This window comes from Pseudoalteromonas sp. S1727 (assembly GCF_005886375.1).
Lineage (GTDB): Bacteria > Pseudomonadota > Gammaproteobacteria > Enterobacterales > Alteromonadaceae > Pseudoalteromonas > Pseudoalteromonas haloplanktis.
The window spans coordinates 210,171-225,851 of sequence record NZ_PNDT01000011.1 but is presented as its reverse complement, the minus strand read 5'-3'; the positions used below and the strand labels follow the sequence as shown (position 1 = coordinate 225,851).

General features: G+C 40.1%; 14 protein-coding genes. 7 read left to right on the top strand and 7 right to left on the bottom strand.

The window, feature by feature from the left end:
• Positions 1–56: 56 nt before the first annotated feature.
• A complete protein-coding gene (locus CWB85_RS04415) occupies positions 57–917 on the bottom strand; it encodes an alpha/beta fold hydrolase (RefSeq protein WP_138554205.1) in 861 nt (286 codons plus the stop codon).
• Between the two features lie 100 nt (positions 918–1,017).
• Here CWB85_RS04415 and CWB85_RS04410 point away from each other — a divergent pair, with 100 nt between their 5' ends.
• Positions 1,018–2,307, top strand: coding sequence for an alkaline phosphatase (locus tag CWB85_RS04410; protein WP_016706642.1), 1,290 nt, complete (start codon positions 1,018–1,020; stop codon positions 2,305–2,307).
• Here CWB85_RS04410 and CWB85_RS04405 read toward each other — a convergent pair whose 3' ends face one another.
• From CWB85_RS04405 to yoaA, 4 genes are all read right to left on the bottom strand, one after another.
• Positions 2,308–4,335, bottom strand: coding sequence for an EAL domain-containing protein (locus CWB85_RS04405; protein ID WP_249314782.1), 2,028 nt, complete (start codon positions 4,333–4,335; stop codon positions 2,308–2,310).
• A 96-nt stretch (positions 4,336–4,431) separates the two neighbouring features.
• Positions 4,432–4,761, bottom strand: a complete 330-nt coding sequence (locus CWB85_RS04400) for a hypothetical protein (RefSeq protein WP_016706643.1) — start codon at positions 4,759–4,761, stop codon at positions 4,432–4,434.
• A gap of 64 nt (positions 4,762–4,825) precedes the next feature.
• Positions 4,826–5,536 (bottom strand): tRNA (adenosine(37)-N6)-threonylcarbamoyltransferase complex dimerization subunit type 1 TsaB, encoded by a 711-nt coding sequence (gene tsaB, locus CWB85_RS04395; protein WP_016706644.1) that lies wholly within the window; start codon positions 5,534–5,536, stop codon positions 4,826–4,828.
• Between the two features lie 13 nt (positions 5,537–5,549).
• Positions 5,550–7,463 (bottom strand): DNA repair helicase YoaA, encoded by a 1,914-nt coding sequence (gene yoaA / locus CWB85_RS04390; RefSeq protein ID WP_036980280.1) that lies wholly within the window; start codon positions 7,461–7,463, stop codon positions 5,550–5,552.
• Positions 7,464–7,784: 321 nt separating this feature from the next.
• Between yoaA and CWB85_RS04385 the strand changes: the two genes are divergently transcribed.
• Positions 7,785–9,059, top strand: coding sequence for a cation:proton antiporter (locus CWB85_RS04385; protein WP_138554204.1), 1,275 nt, complete (start codon positions 7,785–7,787; stop codon positions 9,057–9,059).
• 21 nt (positions 9,060–9,080) lie between these two features.
• Here the strand turns inward: CWB85_RS04385 and CWB85_RS04380 are convergent, their stop codons facing one another.
• Together CWB85_RS04380 and CWB85_RS04375 are read right to left on the bottom strand one after the other, a co-directional pair.
• Complete coding sequence (locus CWB85_RS04380) at positions 9,081–10,046, bottom strand: GGDEF domain-containing protein (RefSeq protein WP_138554203.1); 966 nt, start codon at positions 10,044–10,046, stop codon at positions 9,081–9,083.
• An 84-nt stretch (positions 10,047–10,130) separates the two neighbouring features.
• Complete coding sequence (locus CWB85_RS04375) at positions 10,131–10,364, bottom strand: hypothetical protein (RefSeq protein WP_016706648.1); 234 nt, start codon at positions 10,362–10,364, stop codon at positions 10,131–10,133.
• A 357-nt stretch (positions 10,365–10,721) separates the two neighbouring features.
• On the opposite strand from CWB85_RS04375, the gene hisG reads away from it, so the two are divergent.
• From hisG to hisH, 5 genes are read left to right on the top strand one after another with little or no spacing between them, the layout of a single operon-like run.
• Positions 10,722–11,621 carry an ATP phosphoribosyltransferase gene (gene hisG / locus CWB85_RS04370; RefSeq protein WP_138554202.1) on the top strand — a complete coding sequence of 300 codons (900 nt, stop codon included), beginning with the start codon at positions 10,722–10,724 and terminating at the stop codon, positions 11,619–11,621.
• Between the two features lie 4 nt (positions 11,622–11,625).
• Entirely contained in the window at positions 11,626–12,930 is a 1,305-nt protein-coding gene (gene hisD, locus CWB85_RS04365; protein ID WP_016706650.1) for a histidinol dehydrogenase, read from the top strand.
• The gene (gene hisC / locus CWB85_RS04360) at positions 12,930–14,015 is read left to right on the top strand and encodes a histidinol-phosphate transaminase (RefSeq protein ID WP_138554201.1); all 1,086 of its coding nucleotides are present in this window, start codon (positions 12,930–12,932) and stop codon (positions 14,013–14,015) included. Before hisD ends, hisC begins: the two co-directional genes overlap by 1 nt.
• Positions 14,012–15,073, top strand: a complete 1,062-nt coding sequence (gene hisB, locus CWB85_RS04355) for a bifunctional histidinol-phosphatase/imidazoleglycerol-phosphate dehydratase HisB (protein WP_138554200.1) — start codon at positions 14,012–14,014, stop codon at positions 15,071–15,073. Before hisC ends, hisB begins: the two co-directional genes overlap by 4 nt.
• A complete protein-coding gene (hisH, locus tag CWB85_RS04350) occupies positions 15,070–15,660 on the top strand; it encodes an imidazole glycerol phosphate synthase subunit HisH (RefSeq protein ID WP_138554199.1) in 591 nt (196 codons plus the stop codon). The genes hisB and hisH overlap by 4 nt, the downstream gene beginning before the upstream one ends.
• The last annotated feature ends 21 nt before the right edge of the window (positions 15,661–15,681 follow it).

The following is a 15,681-nucleotide window of genomic DNA, read 5'->3' as shown; positions in this document are numbered from 1 at the left end:
AATTGAGCAATAACTCTAATTCTGCAAATATTCCCACATTTTGTGCAAATATACAATTAACATGCACCAGTTTGCAGCATAAATGCTTGAACGTGTTGTAAACATTCACTCGGGCTTTGCATATGACAATGATGTCCGCCCACAACCTTATTTACTATTAAACCTTTGTAATAACAACCATATTTATCTAAATTCTGCTTCACAAATGGATAACCTTGATGCCCTAATATTAATTGGCACGGCACATTTATTTCGCTTATAGCCGTTATACATTGCTGCTCGTCAAACCTAAAACCTGAATGATTTTTAAGCTTTGGATCCGTACTTAATAGCCAGCCTTGTTCACCTTTGATTATATTTCGCTCCATCAAAACTGTCACTAAATCAAGTGGCAAATCACTCACCTGCGCACGTGCTTGGTATAGTGTTTGTTTTGAGTCGTAGTATCTTGGCACTTTTTGCTTAATGCGATGGCGGTTTAAAATAGCCTTGCGCAATTGCGTCACCACTTCTTCGCTGGGAGTGGTGATAACGCCAAGTCCTTCAATCATAGTCACTGATTTTACTTTTTCAGCAAAACAACTAGCAAACAATCCTGCAGCCATTGCGCCCATCGAATGGCCAACCAAGTGTACTTTTGCAACTGAGAGTTTATCAATTAAATTATAAATATCATCTATATCATCTATATAATCAATAAAATAATAATGGGCATCAGCCCCACGCCAGTCAGACTTTCCATGCCCTGGAAAATCTATGCAATACCAGGTTGCTGATAATGTATTGTTTTCTAACATAGGTAAAAAACTATGACAGTTATCTAACCAACCGTGCAATCCGATCACTATCTCCTTGCCTTGGCCAAAGGTTAGGCCATGAAGTGTTAATTCGCCACTTTGTACAGAAAATGGATGCACTTTGTAACTCCTCTTTCTTTTTAGGTCGTTTAACGAAAAAGACATTTATTTATCATACAGTGGGTATACAATAACACCACATAATAAACAGGGTACAAAAATGAAAAAACAAATAAGCCTATTGGCATTATTATGCTCTGCAAGTGTATATGCAGAGCAAGCACCAAAGAACATTATTTATATGATTGGTGATGGTATGGGCCCCGCTTATACAACAGCATACCGCTACTTTAAAGATGACCCATCAACTAAAGAAATTGAAAGCACTGTATTTGACACTATGCTTACTGGTATGGCGCATACTTACCCTGATGATCATACTTATGTAACAGACAGTGCCGCAGGTGCAACCGCGCTTAGTTCAGGTCATAAAAGCTACAATGGTGCAATCGCTGTCGATACAGCTAAAAAACCACTTAAAACCATGCTAGAAATCGCCAAGCAGCAAGGCATGATCACAGCGTTAGTTGCCACTTCACAAATAAACCATGCAACGCCAGCCAGCTTTGCTGCCCATAATGAATCACGCCGTAACTATGACGAGATTGCCAATGATTACATTGACAATAAAATTGCGGGTAAGTTACCTGTCGATTTGATGCTAGGTGGTGGTACCAAATATTATATCCGCGAAGACCGTAATTTAGTTGAAGAATTTAAACAAGCAGGTTACCAATACAGTGATGATTTCGCTGCATTAAAAGATATAAAACAAATTCCTGCTTTAGGATTGTTTGCACCGGTTGCACTTGATTTTGCATTAGATAAAAACCCCACACGTTTAACAAAAATGACCAATAAAGCGCTTGAATTATTGGATAAAAATAAGAAAGATGGCTTTTTCGTTATGATCGAAGGCAGCCAGATTGATTGGTGCGGCCATGCCAATGATATTGCCTGTGCAATGGCTGAAATGGACGACTTTGCAAAATCAATTGAGCAAGCAAAAGCCTACGTCGATAACAACCCTGATACTTTATTGGTGATCACAGCCGATCACTCTACTGGTGGGTTAACACTCGGTGCTCATGGTCAATATAAGTGGGAAACTGAAATCGTAAAGGGCGTTAAAGCAACCGCTGTTACTTTAACTAAATTAATGAGTGAGTCTAGTGACTTAAAAGCAATTTGGACTGCAAACACCAGCATTGATTATACACCGGAAAATCAAGCTAAGCTTGAGCAAGCTAAAAAATTAGGTGACAAAGCACTTAATTTGGCAATTAAAGATATCATCAGCAATGCCAGCTTTACTGGTTGGACAACAGGCGGCCATACAGCAATTGACGTACAAGTTTTCGCTCACGGTAAAGGGGCTGAACACTTTACCGGTTCACTGAATAATACCGATATAGCAAATAAACTAATTAGCTTTATTGAGCAAAATTAATTAGGGTTTATGTTGTTTTTGTAAAAGCTCAAGAACAATATTAAACGGCAACGCCTTATTATATAAAAAGCCTTGTGCACACTGTATCTTGGCTTTTTTCACCACATCTTCATGCAAATCATTTTCAACCCCTTCCGCGACAATATTAAAACCTAATTCATCACAAATTTTTGCCAAATGCTGATACAGCATCACAGACTTGCTATTACCGTGTTCAGGTAATAAGCTGCGGTCAAGCTTAATAGTATTTACATTTAGTTTGGATAATACGGATAGGCACGAATAACCGGTACCAAAGTCATCCATTGCACATTCGATATTATGTTCATTTAAATGCTTTACTAAATCAATCGTCGCATCAAAGTCTTCAATATAGCTAGACTCCAATATTTCAACTTCAACTTGATTAGGGTATCGGCTAAACGCTTTTACTACTCGTTTATAACCACCATCGAGTAAATTTTGTGGCGAAATATTAAAGCTAATTTTTGGCTTAAAGCCATTTCTGGCAAAATTACCTAAATCAACTTCAAGCTGATCAATTACAAAATCATCAATCACCTGCATTAAATTATTATGCTCTAGCGTTGCTAAAAACCAAGGACCTACAACTTCACCATTGCTTTTAATTAGCCTCAGTAACGCCTCAAAACCAATGATTTTCTGCGTAGTGGGGTCGATTTTTGGTTGATAATAAAGGGCAAGTGCGCCACTGTTTAGTGTATCGGTCACTGCCTTTAAACTGTATTGTTCAACAAGCTTTTTAGAATGAGCACTGGCAAAGCTTTGCTCTGCTTGCCCCTCTACACTTAACCCAGCACTATAGCGTTTTACTAAAATATCCAATGACTTGCCCGTAATATTAAGTCGCTTATTTGCCAGCACAAATGGGTAGTAAATGGCTACATTAAGGGCAATTAATAGTAGCTGCAGCGCAATCCCCGTCCAATTATGAGTTGCCATCCAACCACTGAGTATTACAGGGGTAAACCATGGAATACTTTCACTGCTACTGAGTACTAAAAATCCATTATCAATTAATAAAAAGGCAATCCCGCCATTCAAAATTGGCGTAAGTAAAAAAGGAATAATAAAATAAGGATTAAACACAATCGGCAGTGCATAAATCATCACTTCACTAATATTAAAGACAGCCAATGGTGCTGAAATTCGTGCAATACTTCGCTCATGCTCTGCATCTTTAATTAAATAGCACGCAATGATCAATCCCCATATACAGCCTGTACCACCTAGCAGAACAAAGACACTAAAAAAATTATAACTTGTTAATCCTGCTAACACTTCATAGTCAGTATAGCTAACTGGCGCTAAAATATGATAAGCGTTATCACCATGAACACCAAAAAACCACAAGGTGTGTGCCATTATCATCTGTAAACTAACTTTCTCAAAAGTACTGGTTGCAACCGTATCACTGATCATGGATGTTAAAATAAATCGACCTAATTCGCTTACATACGGGGTAATCAGCAATGTGAGCATACTAACTAATAAAAATGGGAATATTAAATTGAGGTGCTTGCGTAAAAATAAACTGATCGTGCTAATGCCAACTAGTTTCAAGGCTTTGATGGATGAAAAGTAACGTAATGAATAACAACAAAAAATTGGCATTAAAATGGAATAAAGAACACCGGATTTATTGTCAACATTAATGCCTGTTGAGTCAACATACACATAGCCAGTACTGGCGCAAAAACAAGTAACGACTAGCACAGGTGCTGCAATCGTATGTAACTGTAAATTTTTAGAAAGATAATAACTAAAAGAAATCAATGTGATGAGTGGAAATAACGCCCACACCAATAAGTTAAACTCATTAAGGAAAACATGATTACCTGTTTTATCCGCAATATTAAACCACTGATTTAGGAGCGTAATAACAGAGGCAACAATAAAGAATGGAATTAAAGCAATATACCCTTCGCGCAAAGACAATATAATTGTATTCGATGAAAGCTTTACAGCACTTTGATTAAATTGATTAAAAAACGTAGTGAGTAACACAAGTCGATCTTATTCTTTTTTCACCAACAATACCTAGTTTAGGAAAATAAACAAGCGAAATACGTTAACAGAAAGTGAAAAAAGCTCATGCTCATTTTAAGCGTAAATATCAACACCGATCAAGTTTTGTACTTCAGCTCGGCGTTCAAGGTTTGCAAACTCGGTGTAAGTAGAAATTGCACGACTTACTTTTGCAGTAGGTTGGTCATAAATTGTTTGTCGATAATTAGGCGTTAGTGTTTCACTGTGTAGTTTATCGGCAAGCGCAATACCTGCTTGGTTAGACTTAACAAATTCGACAGACTTTTTACCCTCGGCAACAGGCTGCTCTAACAAGCCTTGCGGCTTATTAGTTATACTCTGTTTTGTGGTGATTTTACCCGGGATATCTCCCGTGTAAAAACCTGAACCAATCGGTATAGTCACAGTTAGGTCTCGCTATTTAAGGTTATTAAATTATGTGCCATATTTAATAACCTTGCAAGTTGCGTTATTCGCGCCCTGGTAGTTTTTTCCAGGTCACTGTATCACGTACATATTTTGGCTGAGCTTGCGCAGCAGATACAGTACGTTGCTCAGCAAATTCATGGCTAACTGTGGATAACATAAAACCCGCATCGGGTAAGGTGATCTCGTTATTTAACTGTATATTCGCATTATTATGTAATACTTCAGGGTATGTTTGCCACCCCGTGCCAACAGCAATACCTTGTTTACCTTCAAGTGTTAACTGCGCTGGTTTCAATACTTGCTCTTCACCTTGTAATGTCATGATCCCCAGCTCATTTATCATATAGTGAGCGAAATAAATTTCCCCCATCCGTGCATCAATAGCACTTAAAACACTCACCTGCCCGGTCTGCTGATATGCTTGTTGCGCCATCATTTGCAAGGTTGATACTCCAACTAACGGTAACTTACATGCATAAGCAAGTCCCTGAGCAATCGCCACACTGATACGCACTCCAGTAAAACTACCAGGGCCTTGACCAAAACCAATCACATCTAAATCAGTTAACTTACAACTTGCTTGCGCTAGTAATGAATCAACCAAAGGTAAGATCTTTTGGCTATGTTGCTGTGGGCACTCTTCAAAATGATGAAACAGCTGACCGTTATAACTAAGCACTAAAGACAGTGCTTCTGTTGAGGCATCAAGCGCCAATATGTTTATTTTACTCGCAGTTAGTTGCTCATTCATGGCAATTATTTCTCTAATTAATATGTTCTAAAAATTCGCTGGCAACTGCCAAACTTCGGGTGCGGCGCATTGGCGGTAAGCTTTTTAAGAATACCTGGCCATAGTGTCGTGTCACTAGGCGGTTATCACAAATAACTAATACGCCTTTATCTTTATTATCACGAATTAAGCGGCCAACACCTTGTTTGAGTGCAATAACAGCTTGTGGCAGTTGTATATATGCAAATGGGTCATGGCCTTGTCGTTGTGCATCCTGCATCTTAGCTTGTAATAAGGGATCATCTGGTGCTGCAAAAGGCAATTTGTCAATAATAACACAGCTTAACGCACTTCCTCGCACATCAACCCCTTCCCAAAATGAAGCTGTGCCAAGTAAAACAGCATTACCATGGCGGGTGAATTTTTCGAGTATGATACGTTTAGACATTTGCCCTTGCATGTAAATAGGGTAATCAATTTGTGTACTTAGCCCCTCAGCCACCAAGTGCATCATACGGTAGCTGGTAAACAACACAAAGCAGCGTCCTTTTGCCGCTTTTATTAAATCTAAGGTAAGCTTCACGATTGCATGGGGCATATTTGCCGCGTGTGTCTCTGGTAAATAACGTGGTAAACATAAAAGTGCCTGCTGATAATAGTCAAATGGGCTGTCTACCATCATGCTTTTGGCAGGCTTTAAGCCTAGGCTTGCATTAAAATGTTCAAGGGCATTATCGACAGACAAAGTTGCAGAGGTAAATACAAAGCCAGCGCCGGTATCTTTCATCATTTGTGCAAATTTAACAGACACATTCAATGGTGTAACGTGCACAGTCAAATAACGGCGAGTGGTTTCATACCAATAACTGTAACCTGTTTGGCTAATATCGAACACACGCTCTAATTGACCTTTAAATGCGAGTGTACGCTCAAATGGGTGTTCTATTTTGTCACTTCTATCTAAACAATGTTTGAGCACTTGATATAAAAAATCAAGGTCACTAATCACCCGGTGTAATGCGGCACAAATTTCTTTGCTAGCGAGCATTTGCCGCCAATCTCCCCGACTGCTATCAATGCCAAATTGTAACCGTAAGTCAGCGACACTGGTTTCTAATTTATTGAGCGTTTTGCCCAGTTGCAGCATATCAGGTATGTCTGCTCTATAAATTGCCCGCAGATCATTGATTAAATCGACCAGCTTTTTAGTACTGACACTTTCCCCAAAATAATCACTGGCTATTTCACTCAGCTGATGTGCTTCGTCAAAAATATACGCGTCAGCAGTTGGAATAAGCTCGGCAAAGCCAGTGTCTTTCACTGCCATATCGGCAAAAAATAAATGATGGTTTACCACCACCACATCGGCATCCATAGCTGTTAATCGCGCTTTACGAATATAGCAATCTTGAAAATCAGGGCATTCTTTACCTAAACAATTATCGGCGGTAGAGCTTACATAAGGTAAAACTTTGGCGTCTTCTTCAATACCAATACAATCTGCTAAGTCACCGGTACGGGTCTCACTGGCAAATTTAGCCACCATAGCTAATTGATGCATCACGTCTGAATCATCTGTCGGTACATGGGCAACATGCTGATTTAGCCGATAAATACATAAGTAATTACTGCGCCCTTTGAGTAAGGCGGTTTTTTTACTGGCACTCAGTGCTTTTACTAATTGCGGTAAATCTCTGTGGTACAACTGTTCCTGCAAGGCTTTAGTACCGGTAGAAATAATAGTTTTACCTTTAGATTTTAATGCAGGAGCCAAATATGCATAGGTTTTACCTGTTCCCGTTCCTGCCTCAACAACCAATTGCGTACGGTTCTTCAAAGCATCACTAACGGCCACCGCCATGTCAATTTGCGGCTGGCGCGGCGTATAACCATCCAAAGACAGTGCTAATGGCCCATCTGCACTAAAAAGCTGTTTGATAATAACGATCGCTTTACTAAAAATAATAGCTGGATTTTACGTAAGGTATGACTGTAGAGCAAGTCAATGCAACACTCAGTCAAATATTACTCCGTTGCATGCAATAATTTATATAAAAATAAACGAAATCGCATAACAAAAAGCGGTTTTCCTTGTGACTTATAAAAAAGACAGGAGTACCATAGCGCCACGGAAAAACTCCGCTAAATAGTAAATAGATTCATACTGTATTTGTAAGATTAACAAGTACTCTATGGAACATAACTATTTTATTAGGCTATATATTTTATTGGACTATAAGCACCTGTACATATTAATTAGGGTTAATCTATGAATGCTTGGTACCTCATCTGTTTTTTATCCGCACTGGCTATATTTATTGCTTTTGCTAATCAATACATCCTTAAGATGCAAACAACCATTGCCATCACTACAGGCTCAGTGGTTATATCATTGTTATTAATTTTAGCGGTTAAATTACAAGGTGACTCGACCGCATTAGAGATAACCCAAATCGTCTCAAGCATTGATTTTAATCAATTATTACTCAAAGGTATGTTGGGCTTTTTACTTTTTGCTGGCGCCCTTGAAATTAACCTTGCTGCACTTAAAAAGCAGCGCTGGGAAATAACAGCGCTGGTGTTATTTTCAACTCTCGCTTCAACCTTCATAATTGGTTATTTAAGTTTTTATTTATTCGCACTCATGGGGTGGCCTGTACCTTTTATTTACTGTTTATTATTTGGTGCCCTGATAAGCCCGACCGATCCAATTGCCGTACTTGCCATCATCAAACAAATGCGCGCTCCCGAGGGGATATCTGTGCAAGTTGAAGGCGAGTCACTGTTTAACGATGGTATTGGTTTGGTGATCTTCACCACCATTTTTGCAGTGGCATTTTATGGCACTGAAGCCACAGTGGCTGATATTGGTGAATTGTTTTTAGTCGATGCAATCGGCGGAATTGTATTTGGTCTTGCAATAGCCTTAGTGGGTCATTTTTTAATAATTAACAGCCGCGATGTAAATATTCGCTTATTACTTACATTAACCATTCCAACCGCCGGGTTTGCTGCAGCTAATATTTGGGAGATATCAGGTGCTCTGGCAATGGTAACCAGTGGCATATTGCTGGGTAATATAACCCGCACTAAAGCCACTGAACGCACCGGGCCCGAAGACACGCGTTATGTAAAAGACTTTTGGCATGCTACCGATAGCTTTCTAAATGCGTTATTGTTTTTGATTATTGGCATGCTCATTGTCACTATGCCCATCAGCCTTGCTGAAATTGGTTTAGGACTATTAATGGTACCATTGGTGCTATTTGCGCGTTTTATCAGTGTTGGCGCGCCGTTTGTGGTGTTCAAGAAGTTTAGAAAATACGACAGACATACAGTGAAAATCTTAACTTGGGGTGGTTTGCGTGGTGGCCTTGCGCTGGCAATGGCGGCAGCTATACCTCGCGATCAAGTATTTATTGGTAGTTCAGACTTACATAATCTGATTGTTATTGTCACTTATGTGGTAGTGATCTTTTCGATTATAGTGCAAGGCCTTACTATTTCACCGCTGATCCATAGTAGTATTAACTCTGCTAAGTAGTTTTATTCAAGGCTAAAAAGGTTAACTTGCCTTTTTAGCCTCCTTATTTTTATACATATCGGAATCTGCTATTTGCAACAATTGTTCTAGTTCTAACGGCTGTCGGGGGTTAAACTCAGCAACACCAAACGAAAAACTCACAGTTGTCGAGCTGGGCAGTGACAAATTTAACGTAGCTGCACTTTTTTCTATTCGCGAGATAAGCCGCTGGCATTCACTCAGCGTAACCTGTGTCAACAAAAGCACAAACTCATCACCACCAAAACGACCGAATAGATCCGATTTACAGCACAATGAACTTATAATACTAGCAAACAGCTGCAGGACTCTATCACCTTCAGCATGACCATATTTATCATTAATTGGCTTAAATGAATCGAGATCAATAAAAATGACAATCGCATTAAACTGCTGTCTGATACACAAATCTAGATAGCGCTCAGCCATTAAAATAAAACCTCGTCGATTAGGAATATTTGTTAACTCATCACGAGTTGCTAATTGCATAATTGATATCTCACGTTGAGTTATCAGCGTAAGATCTTTTAATGCTTGTTTATCTTCATTAGAAAACGCTCGGGGTTTGATATCAATAATACAAAGCGTGCCAATACGCACACCTTCAGATAATTTAATTGGATAGCCTGCATAAAAACGTATCTTCGGTGTATTTAAAACCAGTGGATTATCTGCAAAACGGGGATCAGCAAGAGTATCACAAATAACGAGTGGGTCATCATCTAATATAGCGTGACCACAAAAAGAAATATCGCGAGGTGTTTCTTTAACATCAAGCCCTATACATGATTTAAACCATTGCCTATCTTCATCTACTAAGCTAATCAGTGAAATTGGTACATCAAATAAGTATTTAGCGAGGCGTGTAACTCTATCAAGTGATTCTTCACTTTGCGTGTCTAAAATATTTAGCGCTCTTAATCCTGCAAGTCTAACGTCTTCATTGTCAGGAAGTAATGGCTTATCCATCAAATACCTCAACGTACATATTTATTAATTTCTGTGTATATTTAATATAGCAGATTAAATAAATACTATGGATGTACTGAGCTTTTAGGCCCAAGTATCAAGATGTTTTTCGCCATTTTCATCTTCTGTTATTGCTGTTTTATCTGATTTTGGCTTTTTACCCTGCAATATTTCTTTTTGAAGTAGCTCTCTTTTTCTACGTTTTTCACGTTCAATTCGCTGCGCGTTCGAGTCTTTTACCCCCGCAATGTGAAAAGCACCTTTTGATTCAAGCTGTAAGCGAGTAATTTGCCCTAAATAAGGGATCATCATATCCATACGTTCCTCCTTTGGTTACTCTTATCATCGGCCGTTATAGCTTATTCTTTAATTTATGCAAAAAAAACTTGCCAGTTTAACCATTAAATGTTTTTCTATATGTGAAATTTACTTAAACAGATTAACAACTTTTGTTTATACACTGTAATGCAAAACGAAAGTTATTTAGGAAATATTATAATGCGCTTAAACCTGACAACAGTACATCATCACCACCATTCACCGGAATAACCTGTCAGGTCTTTCGCTGAGAGGTTATTCCTAAAAGGAACCTCTGGCGAATCAACATATAAAGATTCATTTTCGCCCTGAGGTTCCCTCGGGGTTTTTAGTTTTTAAATTAAAGGAAAATGAATAATGAGTAACAGCAACCGTCTACGTATCGCCATCCAAAAAGGTGGCCGCCTTTCTAAAGATTGCCAAGACTTACTAAAACAATTAGGTGTAAAACTTAATTTACGTGAGCAACGCTTAATCGCCCACTCAACCAATATGCCAATTGACGTACTGCGTGTGCGCGATGACGATATTCCGGGCCTTGTTATGGATGGTGTGTGTGACTTGGGTATCGTGGGCGAAAACGTGCTTGTTGAAGTACAAGCTGAGCGTGAACGTCAAGGCGTACCAAGTGAAGTAAACAAACTATCTAAACTTGATTTTGGCTACTGTCGCTTAGCTTTAGCTTGGCCTCAAGAGCTCGGTAAACAAGATAAAAGCTGGTTTGAAGGTAAACGTATTGCTACCACTTACCCAGAAATTCTTACTCAATACCTAAAGCGTGAAGGTATTAACGCCAGCACTGTTATGCTAACGGGTTCAGTTGAAGTTGCACCTCGTGCAGGTCTTGCTGATGCAATTTGTGATTTAGTATCAACAGGTGCAACCCTTGAAGCAAACGGCCTAATGCAAGGCGATACAATTTTAGAATCAAACGCCTGTTTAATTCAAAATAAAGATTTACAAGATACTGATAAACTGGCGCTTATCAACAAGCTTATGCCGCGTCTGCGTGGCGTTAGACAAGCTAAAGAAAGCAAGTACATCATGCTACACGCACCAAAAGATAAATTAGATGAAATTTGCGATATTCTTCCAGGTTCAGGCCAACCAACAGTACTAGCACTTGCCGGTTCTGAAGAATATGTTGCCCTACACATGGTCAGCAGCGAAACGCTATTTTGGGAAACGATGGAGCAATTAAAAGCACTTGGTGCAAATTCTATCCTCGTTATGCCAATTGAAAAAATGATGGAGTAACTCGATGCTGCGCTGGAATGAGGTATCCGCTGATGCACAAGCAGCGGCGCTAATGCGCCCTGCTGTAAGTGCGAGTGCTGAGGTAGAAGAAATTTGCCAGACCATAATGGCAAACGTAAAAGAGCAAGGTGATGAAGCCTTACTTACAATGGCAAAGCAGTTTGATAATCGCGAGGCACCACGATTATTAGTGCCTGTTGAGGAAATTAATAGTGCTGTTTCACTGTTAAGCCCCGAACTTAAATATGCAATTGATACAGCATATGCCAATGTTAAACGCTTTCATCAAGCGCAATTACCTAAAGATATTAAGTTAACCACTCAACCTGGCGTGTTGTGTGAACTAAAATATCAAGCGATTGAAGCGGTGGGTATTTATGTACCCGGTGGCAGTGCGCCATTGCCTTCGTCGGTTATTATGCAAGGTGTACTTGCACAGTTAAGCGGTGCAAAAACCGTGGTACTTGCAACGCCAGTGCAAGGTGATGCGCAAATCAACCCAGCAATTTTATATGCGGCTAAATTATGCGGAATCAAAACAATCGTAGAAAGTGGCGGCGCCGGTGCAATCGCCGCCATGGCTTATGGTACAGACTCTGTGCCCAAGGTGAATAAAATTTTTGGCCCTGGTAACAGCTTTGTCACTATGGCTAAGCAACTTGTCGCACAAACTATTCCCGGTATGGCAATAGATATGCCAGCTGGCCCATCTGAGGTTTTAGTTATTGCTGATGAGCGCGCTAACCCTGAATTTATTGCCGCTGATTTATTATCTCAAGCAGAGCACGGAGCGGATTCACAAGTTATTTTATTGAGTAACAGTGAATTGACGATTACCCGCACCCAACAAGCGATTGAACGTCAGTTAGCTAAACTATCACGACAAGATATCGCCGCTAAAGCACTTGCTAACTCATCGCTCATATTGGTAGATTCAATTGAGCAAGCATTTGACGTGTCAGCACTTTATGGCCCTGAACACTTAATTTTGCAATTAGCTGATGCTAACCCGTATTTAGATAAAGTGAAAAATGCCGGCTCTGTGTTTGTTGGTGATTATACTCCTGAATCAGCCGGTGATTATGCGTCGGGTACTAACCACGTATTACCCACTTACGGTTATAGCGCAACGTATTCGAGCTTAAACTTACTTGATTTTTTCCGTACGTATACGGTGCAAACAATCACCGAAAATGGTTTAAAAAACTTATCTAAAGCAATACTACCCCTTGCAGATGCTGAAGGACTTGATGCCCACGCCAATGCTGTAAAGGTGCGTTTAGAGGCTATGAATAGAGGCAATGAATAATGAGTAATAACCCTTTATTACCCGCAAATATTGATGCATTAGCAGCGTATAGTTCAGCTAAAAGTGAAAAACTGACCGGCACAACGTGGTTAAATGCTAACGAAAGCCCGTATGTAAAAAATATCGATATTAATATTAGTGATTTAAATCGCTACCCAGATCCACAGCCCACTAGCGTGATCAATCGCTATGCTGACTATGCGCAGTTAAGCGCCGATCAAGTACTCATGACTCGTGGTGCAGATGAAGGCATCGAGTTACTCGTTCGTACATACTGTGAATCAACTAAAGATAGCATAGCGTTATTTTTACCAACTTACGGTATGTATAAAGTCACCGCGGATACCCATAATGTCGCGATTAATGGTTTAAGCCAAGCGCTGTTATTAGATGGCTCAGTTGATGACATAATCACAGCCGTGGGTAACAGTAAATTAGTGTTTATTTGTAACCCAAATAACCCTACAGGCAGCTTAACACCGCTTGATAAAATCAAAGCGATTGCGACAGCCCTCACTGATAAAGCGCTGGTTATTGTTGATGAAGCCTATATTGAGTTTTGTCCAGAGCAAAGCGCGAGTAGCCTTATTAATCAATTTGCCAACGTGGTTGTATTGCGTACACTTTCAAAAGCCTTTGCATTAGCAGGCCTACGTACAGGCTTTACTCTTGCACAAGCGTCAGTACTTGCGCCAATTCGTAAAGTAATTGCACCGTATCCAGTATCAACCGTCGTCGCAAGCATTGCAGCCAATGCCCTAAGCCCGGATGCAATTACGTCAATGCGCCGCCAAGTTACTATTTTGAACGCCCTTAAAATAAAATTAAAGCAATGGCTTAGTGCGTCCCCTGCCGTATTAAATGTACTCAGCGGTGAAGGTAACTTTGTTACCTTAAAACTGGCCGATAAAAACAGCTTTAATATTGCATTAAAGCAAGGGTTAGTCATGCGTGCCTTTACCTTATATGGCGAAAACGACTGGTTACGTATCTCAATTGGTAATGAACAAGAATTAGAACAAGTAAAAATTTGGTTAGATGGCCTAAGCCAATCAACCACGCTAACAGAGCAGGAAGTATCATGAGCAACCCGTATTTATTTATCGACCGTGACGGCACTATCATTGAAGAGCCAATCACAGACAAACAAGTAGACAGCTTAGAAAAACTGGCTTTTTTACCCAATGTGATCCCTGCCCTATTACAGTTGCAAGCTGCGGGCTATCGTTTAGTAATGGTGTCGAACCAAGATGGTTTAGGTACAGATAGCTTTCCTACTGCTGACTTTGATATCGCCCAAGATAAAATGATGGATATTTTATCAAGCCAAGGGATCAAATTTGACGAGGTGCTAATTTGCCCTCACTTTGATGAGCAAAACTGTGATTGCCGTAAGCCTAAAACAGGCTTACTTACCGAGCTTATGCGCTCTGGCAAAGTTGATTTAGGCCGTTCATTTGTGATTGGCGATCGACAAACTGATATTGGCCTAGCGCAAAATTTATGCTGCGAAGGCATATTATATGACGGTGATTGGAACGCCATTGTTACTAAACTAACCACAGCAGATCGCCAAGGCCGCATCACTCGCAACACCAAAGAAACGCAAATTGATGTAAAACTCAATTTAGATCAAAGTAAAAATGGTGAGATCAGCACAGGTCTTGGCTTTTTTGATCACATGCTTGATCAAATTCGTACTCACGCCAATATCGGCCTTGATATTCAAGCCAAAGGTGACTTACACATAGATGAGCACCACTTAGTAGAAGATATTGGTATCGCCCTTGGCCTTGCATTAAAAGAAGCGCTTGGCACAAAATCGCAAATTGCCCGTTATGGGTTTGCGCTGCCAATGGATGAATGCAAAGCAGAAGCACAAATTGATTTATCAGGGCGTGCATCATTTGTTCTAAACGCTAACTTTAGCCGTGAAAAAGCCGGTGACTTAGATGTGCAAATGGTGGAGCATTTCTTCAAAAGCTTAAGTGATAATGCTGCAATTAGCTTAATCATGTCGGTTAGCGATGGTAACTGTCATCATCAAGTAGAAGGCTTGTTTAAAGCATTCTCTCGTGCGTTACGTATGGCTATTGCCGCTGACGCAAGCCAACAAACGGCAAGCTCTAAGGGGTGTTTATGATTGCCATAATTAATACCGGTTGTGCCAATATCAACTCTGTGCGTTTTGCTTTTGAACGTTTAGGGCAAACACCTGAGGTGATCACCTCTCCTGAGCAACTTAAAAACTTTGAACGCGCTATTTTACCGGGTGTGGGTCATGCATCCGTTGCAATGAAACGCTTAGTTGAAGGCGGTTGGCAACAAGCCATAAATGAATACCAACGCCCGCTAATGGGAATTTGTTTAGGTATGCAGCTTTTATGCGACAGCACTGAAGAAGGTAATGTGCAGTGCTTGGGTAAAATCCCAGGTCAAGTTAACGCCCTTGATGTGGGAAATTTAACCTCACCGCACATGGGTTGGAACAATTTAATACTGAATCGCGAACATGCCTTAACCAAAGGCCTTGATGAAAACGACCAAGTGTATTTTGTCCACAGCTTTGCGCATACCGTAAATGATGCAACCCTTGTTAGCGGCGAATACGGGCAAACGTTTTCAGCCATCGTAGCAAACGATAACTACGCAGGTATGCAATTTCACCCTGAACGTAGCGCAAAAGTGGGCACGCGTTTATTACAAAACTTTTTAGACTGGCAAGTTTAATCAACATTATAAAGAGAACTC

Bases quoted from the DNA above. Each gene is read 5' to 3' on its own strand.
- CWB85_RS04385 (WP_138554204.1), top strand. From the start codon at position 7,785: ATGAATGCTTGGTACCTCATCTGTTTTTTATCCGCACTGGCTATATTT.
- hisB (WP_138554200.1), top strand. From the start codon at position 14,012: ATGAGCAACCCGTATTTATTTATCGACCGTGACGGCACTATCATTGAA.
- tsaB (WP_016706644.1), bottom strand. From the start codon at position 5,536: ATGAATGAGCAACTAACTGCGAGTAAAATAAACATATTGGCGCTTGAT.
- hisC (WP_138554201.1), top strand. From the start codon at position 12,930: ATGAGTAATAACCCTTTATTACCCGCAAATATTGATGCATTAGCAGCG.
- CWB85_RS04375 (WP_016706648.1), bottom strand. From the start codon at position 10,364: ATGGATATGATGATCCCTTATTTAGGGCAAATTACTCGCTTACAGCTT.
- CWB85_RS04410 (WP_016706642.1), top strand. From the start codon at position 1,018: ATGAAAAAACAAATAAGCCTATTGGCATTATTATGCTCTGCAAGTGTA.
- CWB85_RS04380 (WP_138554203.1), bottom strand. From the start codon at position 10,046: ATGGATAAGCCATTACTTCCTGACAATGAAGACGTTAGACTTGCAGGA.
- hisH (WP_138554199.1), top strand. From the start codon at position 15,070: ATGATTGCCATAATTAATACCGGTTGTGCCAATATCAACTCTGTGCGT.
- hisD (WP_016706650.1), top strand. From the start codon at position 11,626: ATGCTGCGCTGGAATGAGGTATCCGCTGATGCACAAGCAGCGGCGCTA.
- hisG (WP_138554202.1), top strand. From the start codon at position 10,722: ATGAGTAACAGCAACCGTCTACGTATCGCCATCCAAAAAGGTGGCCGC.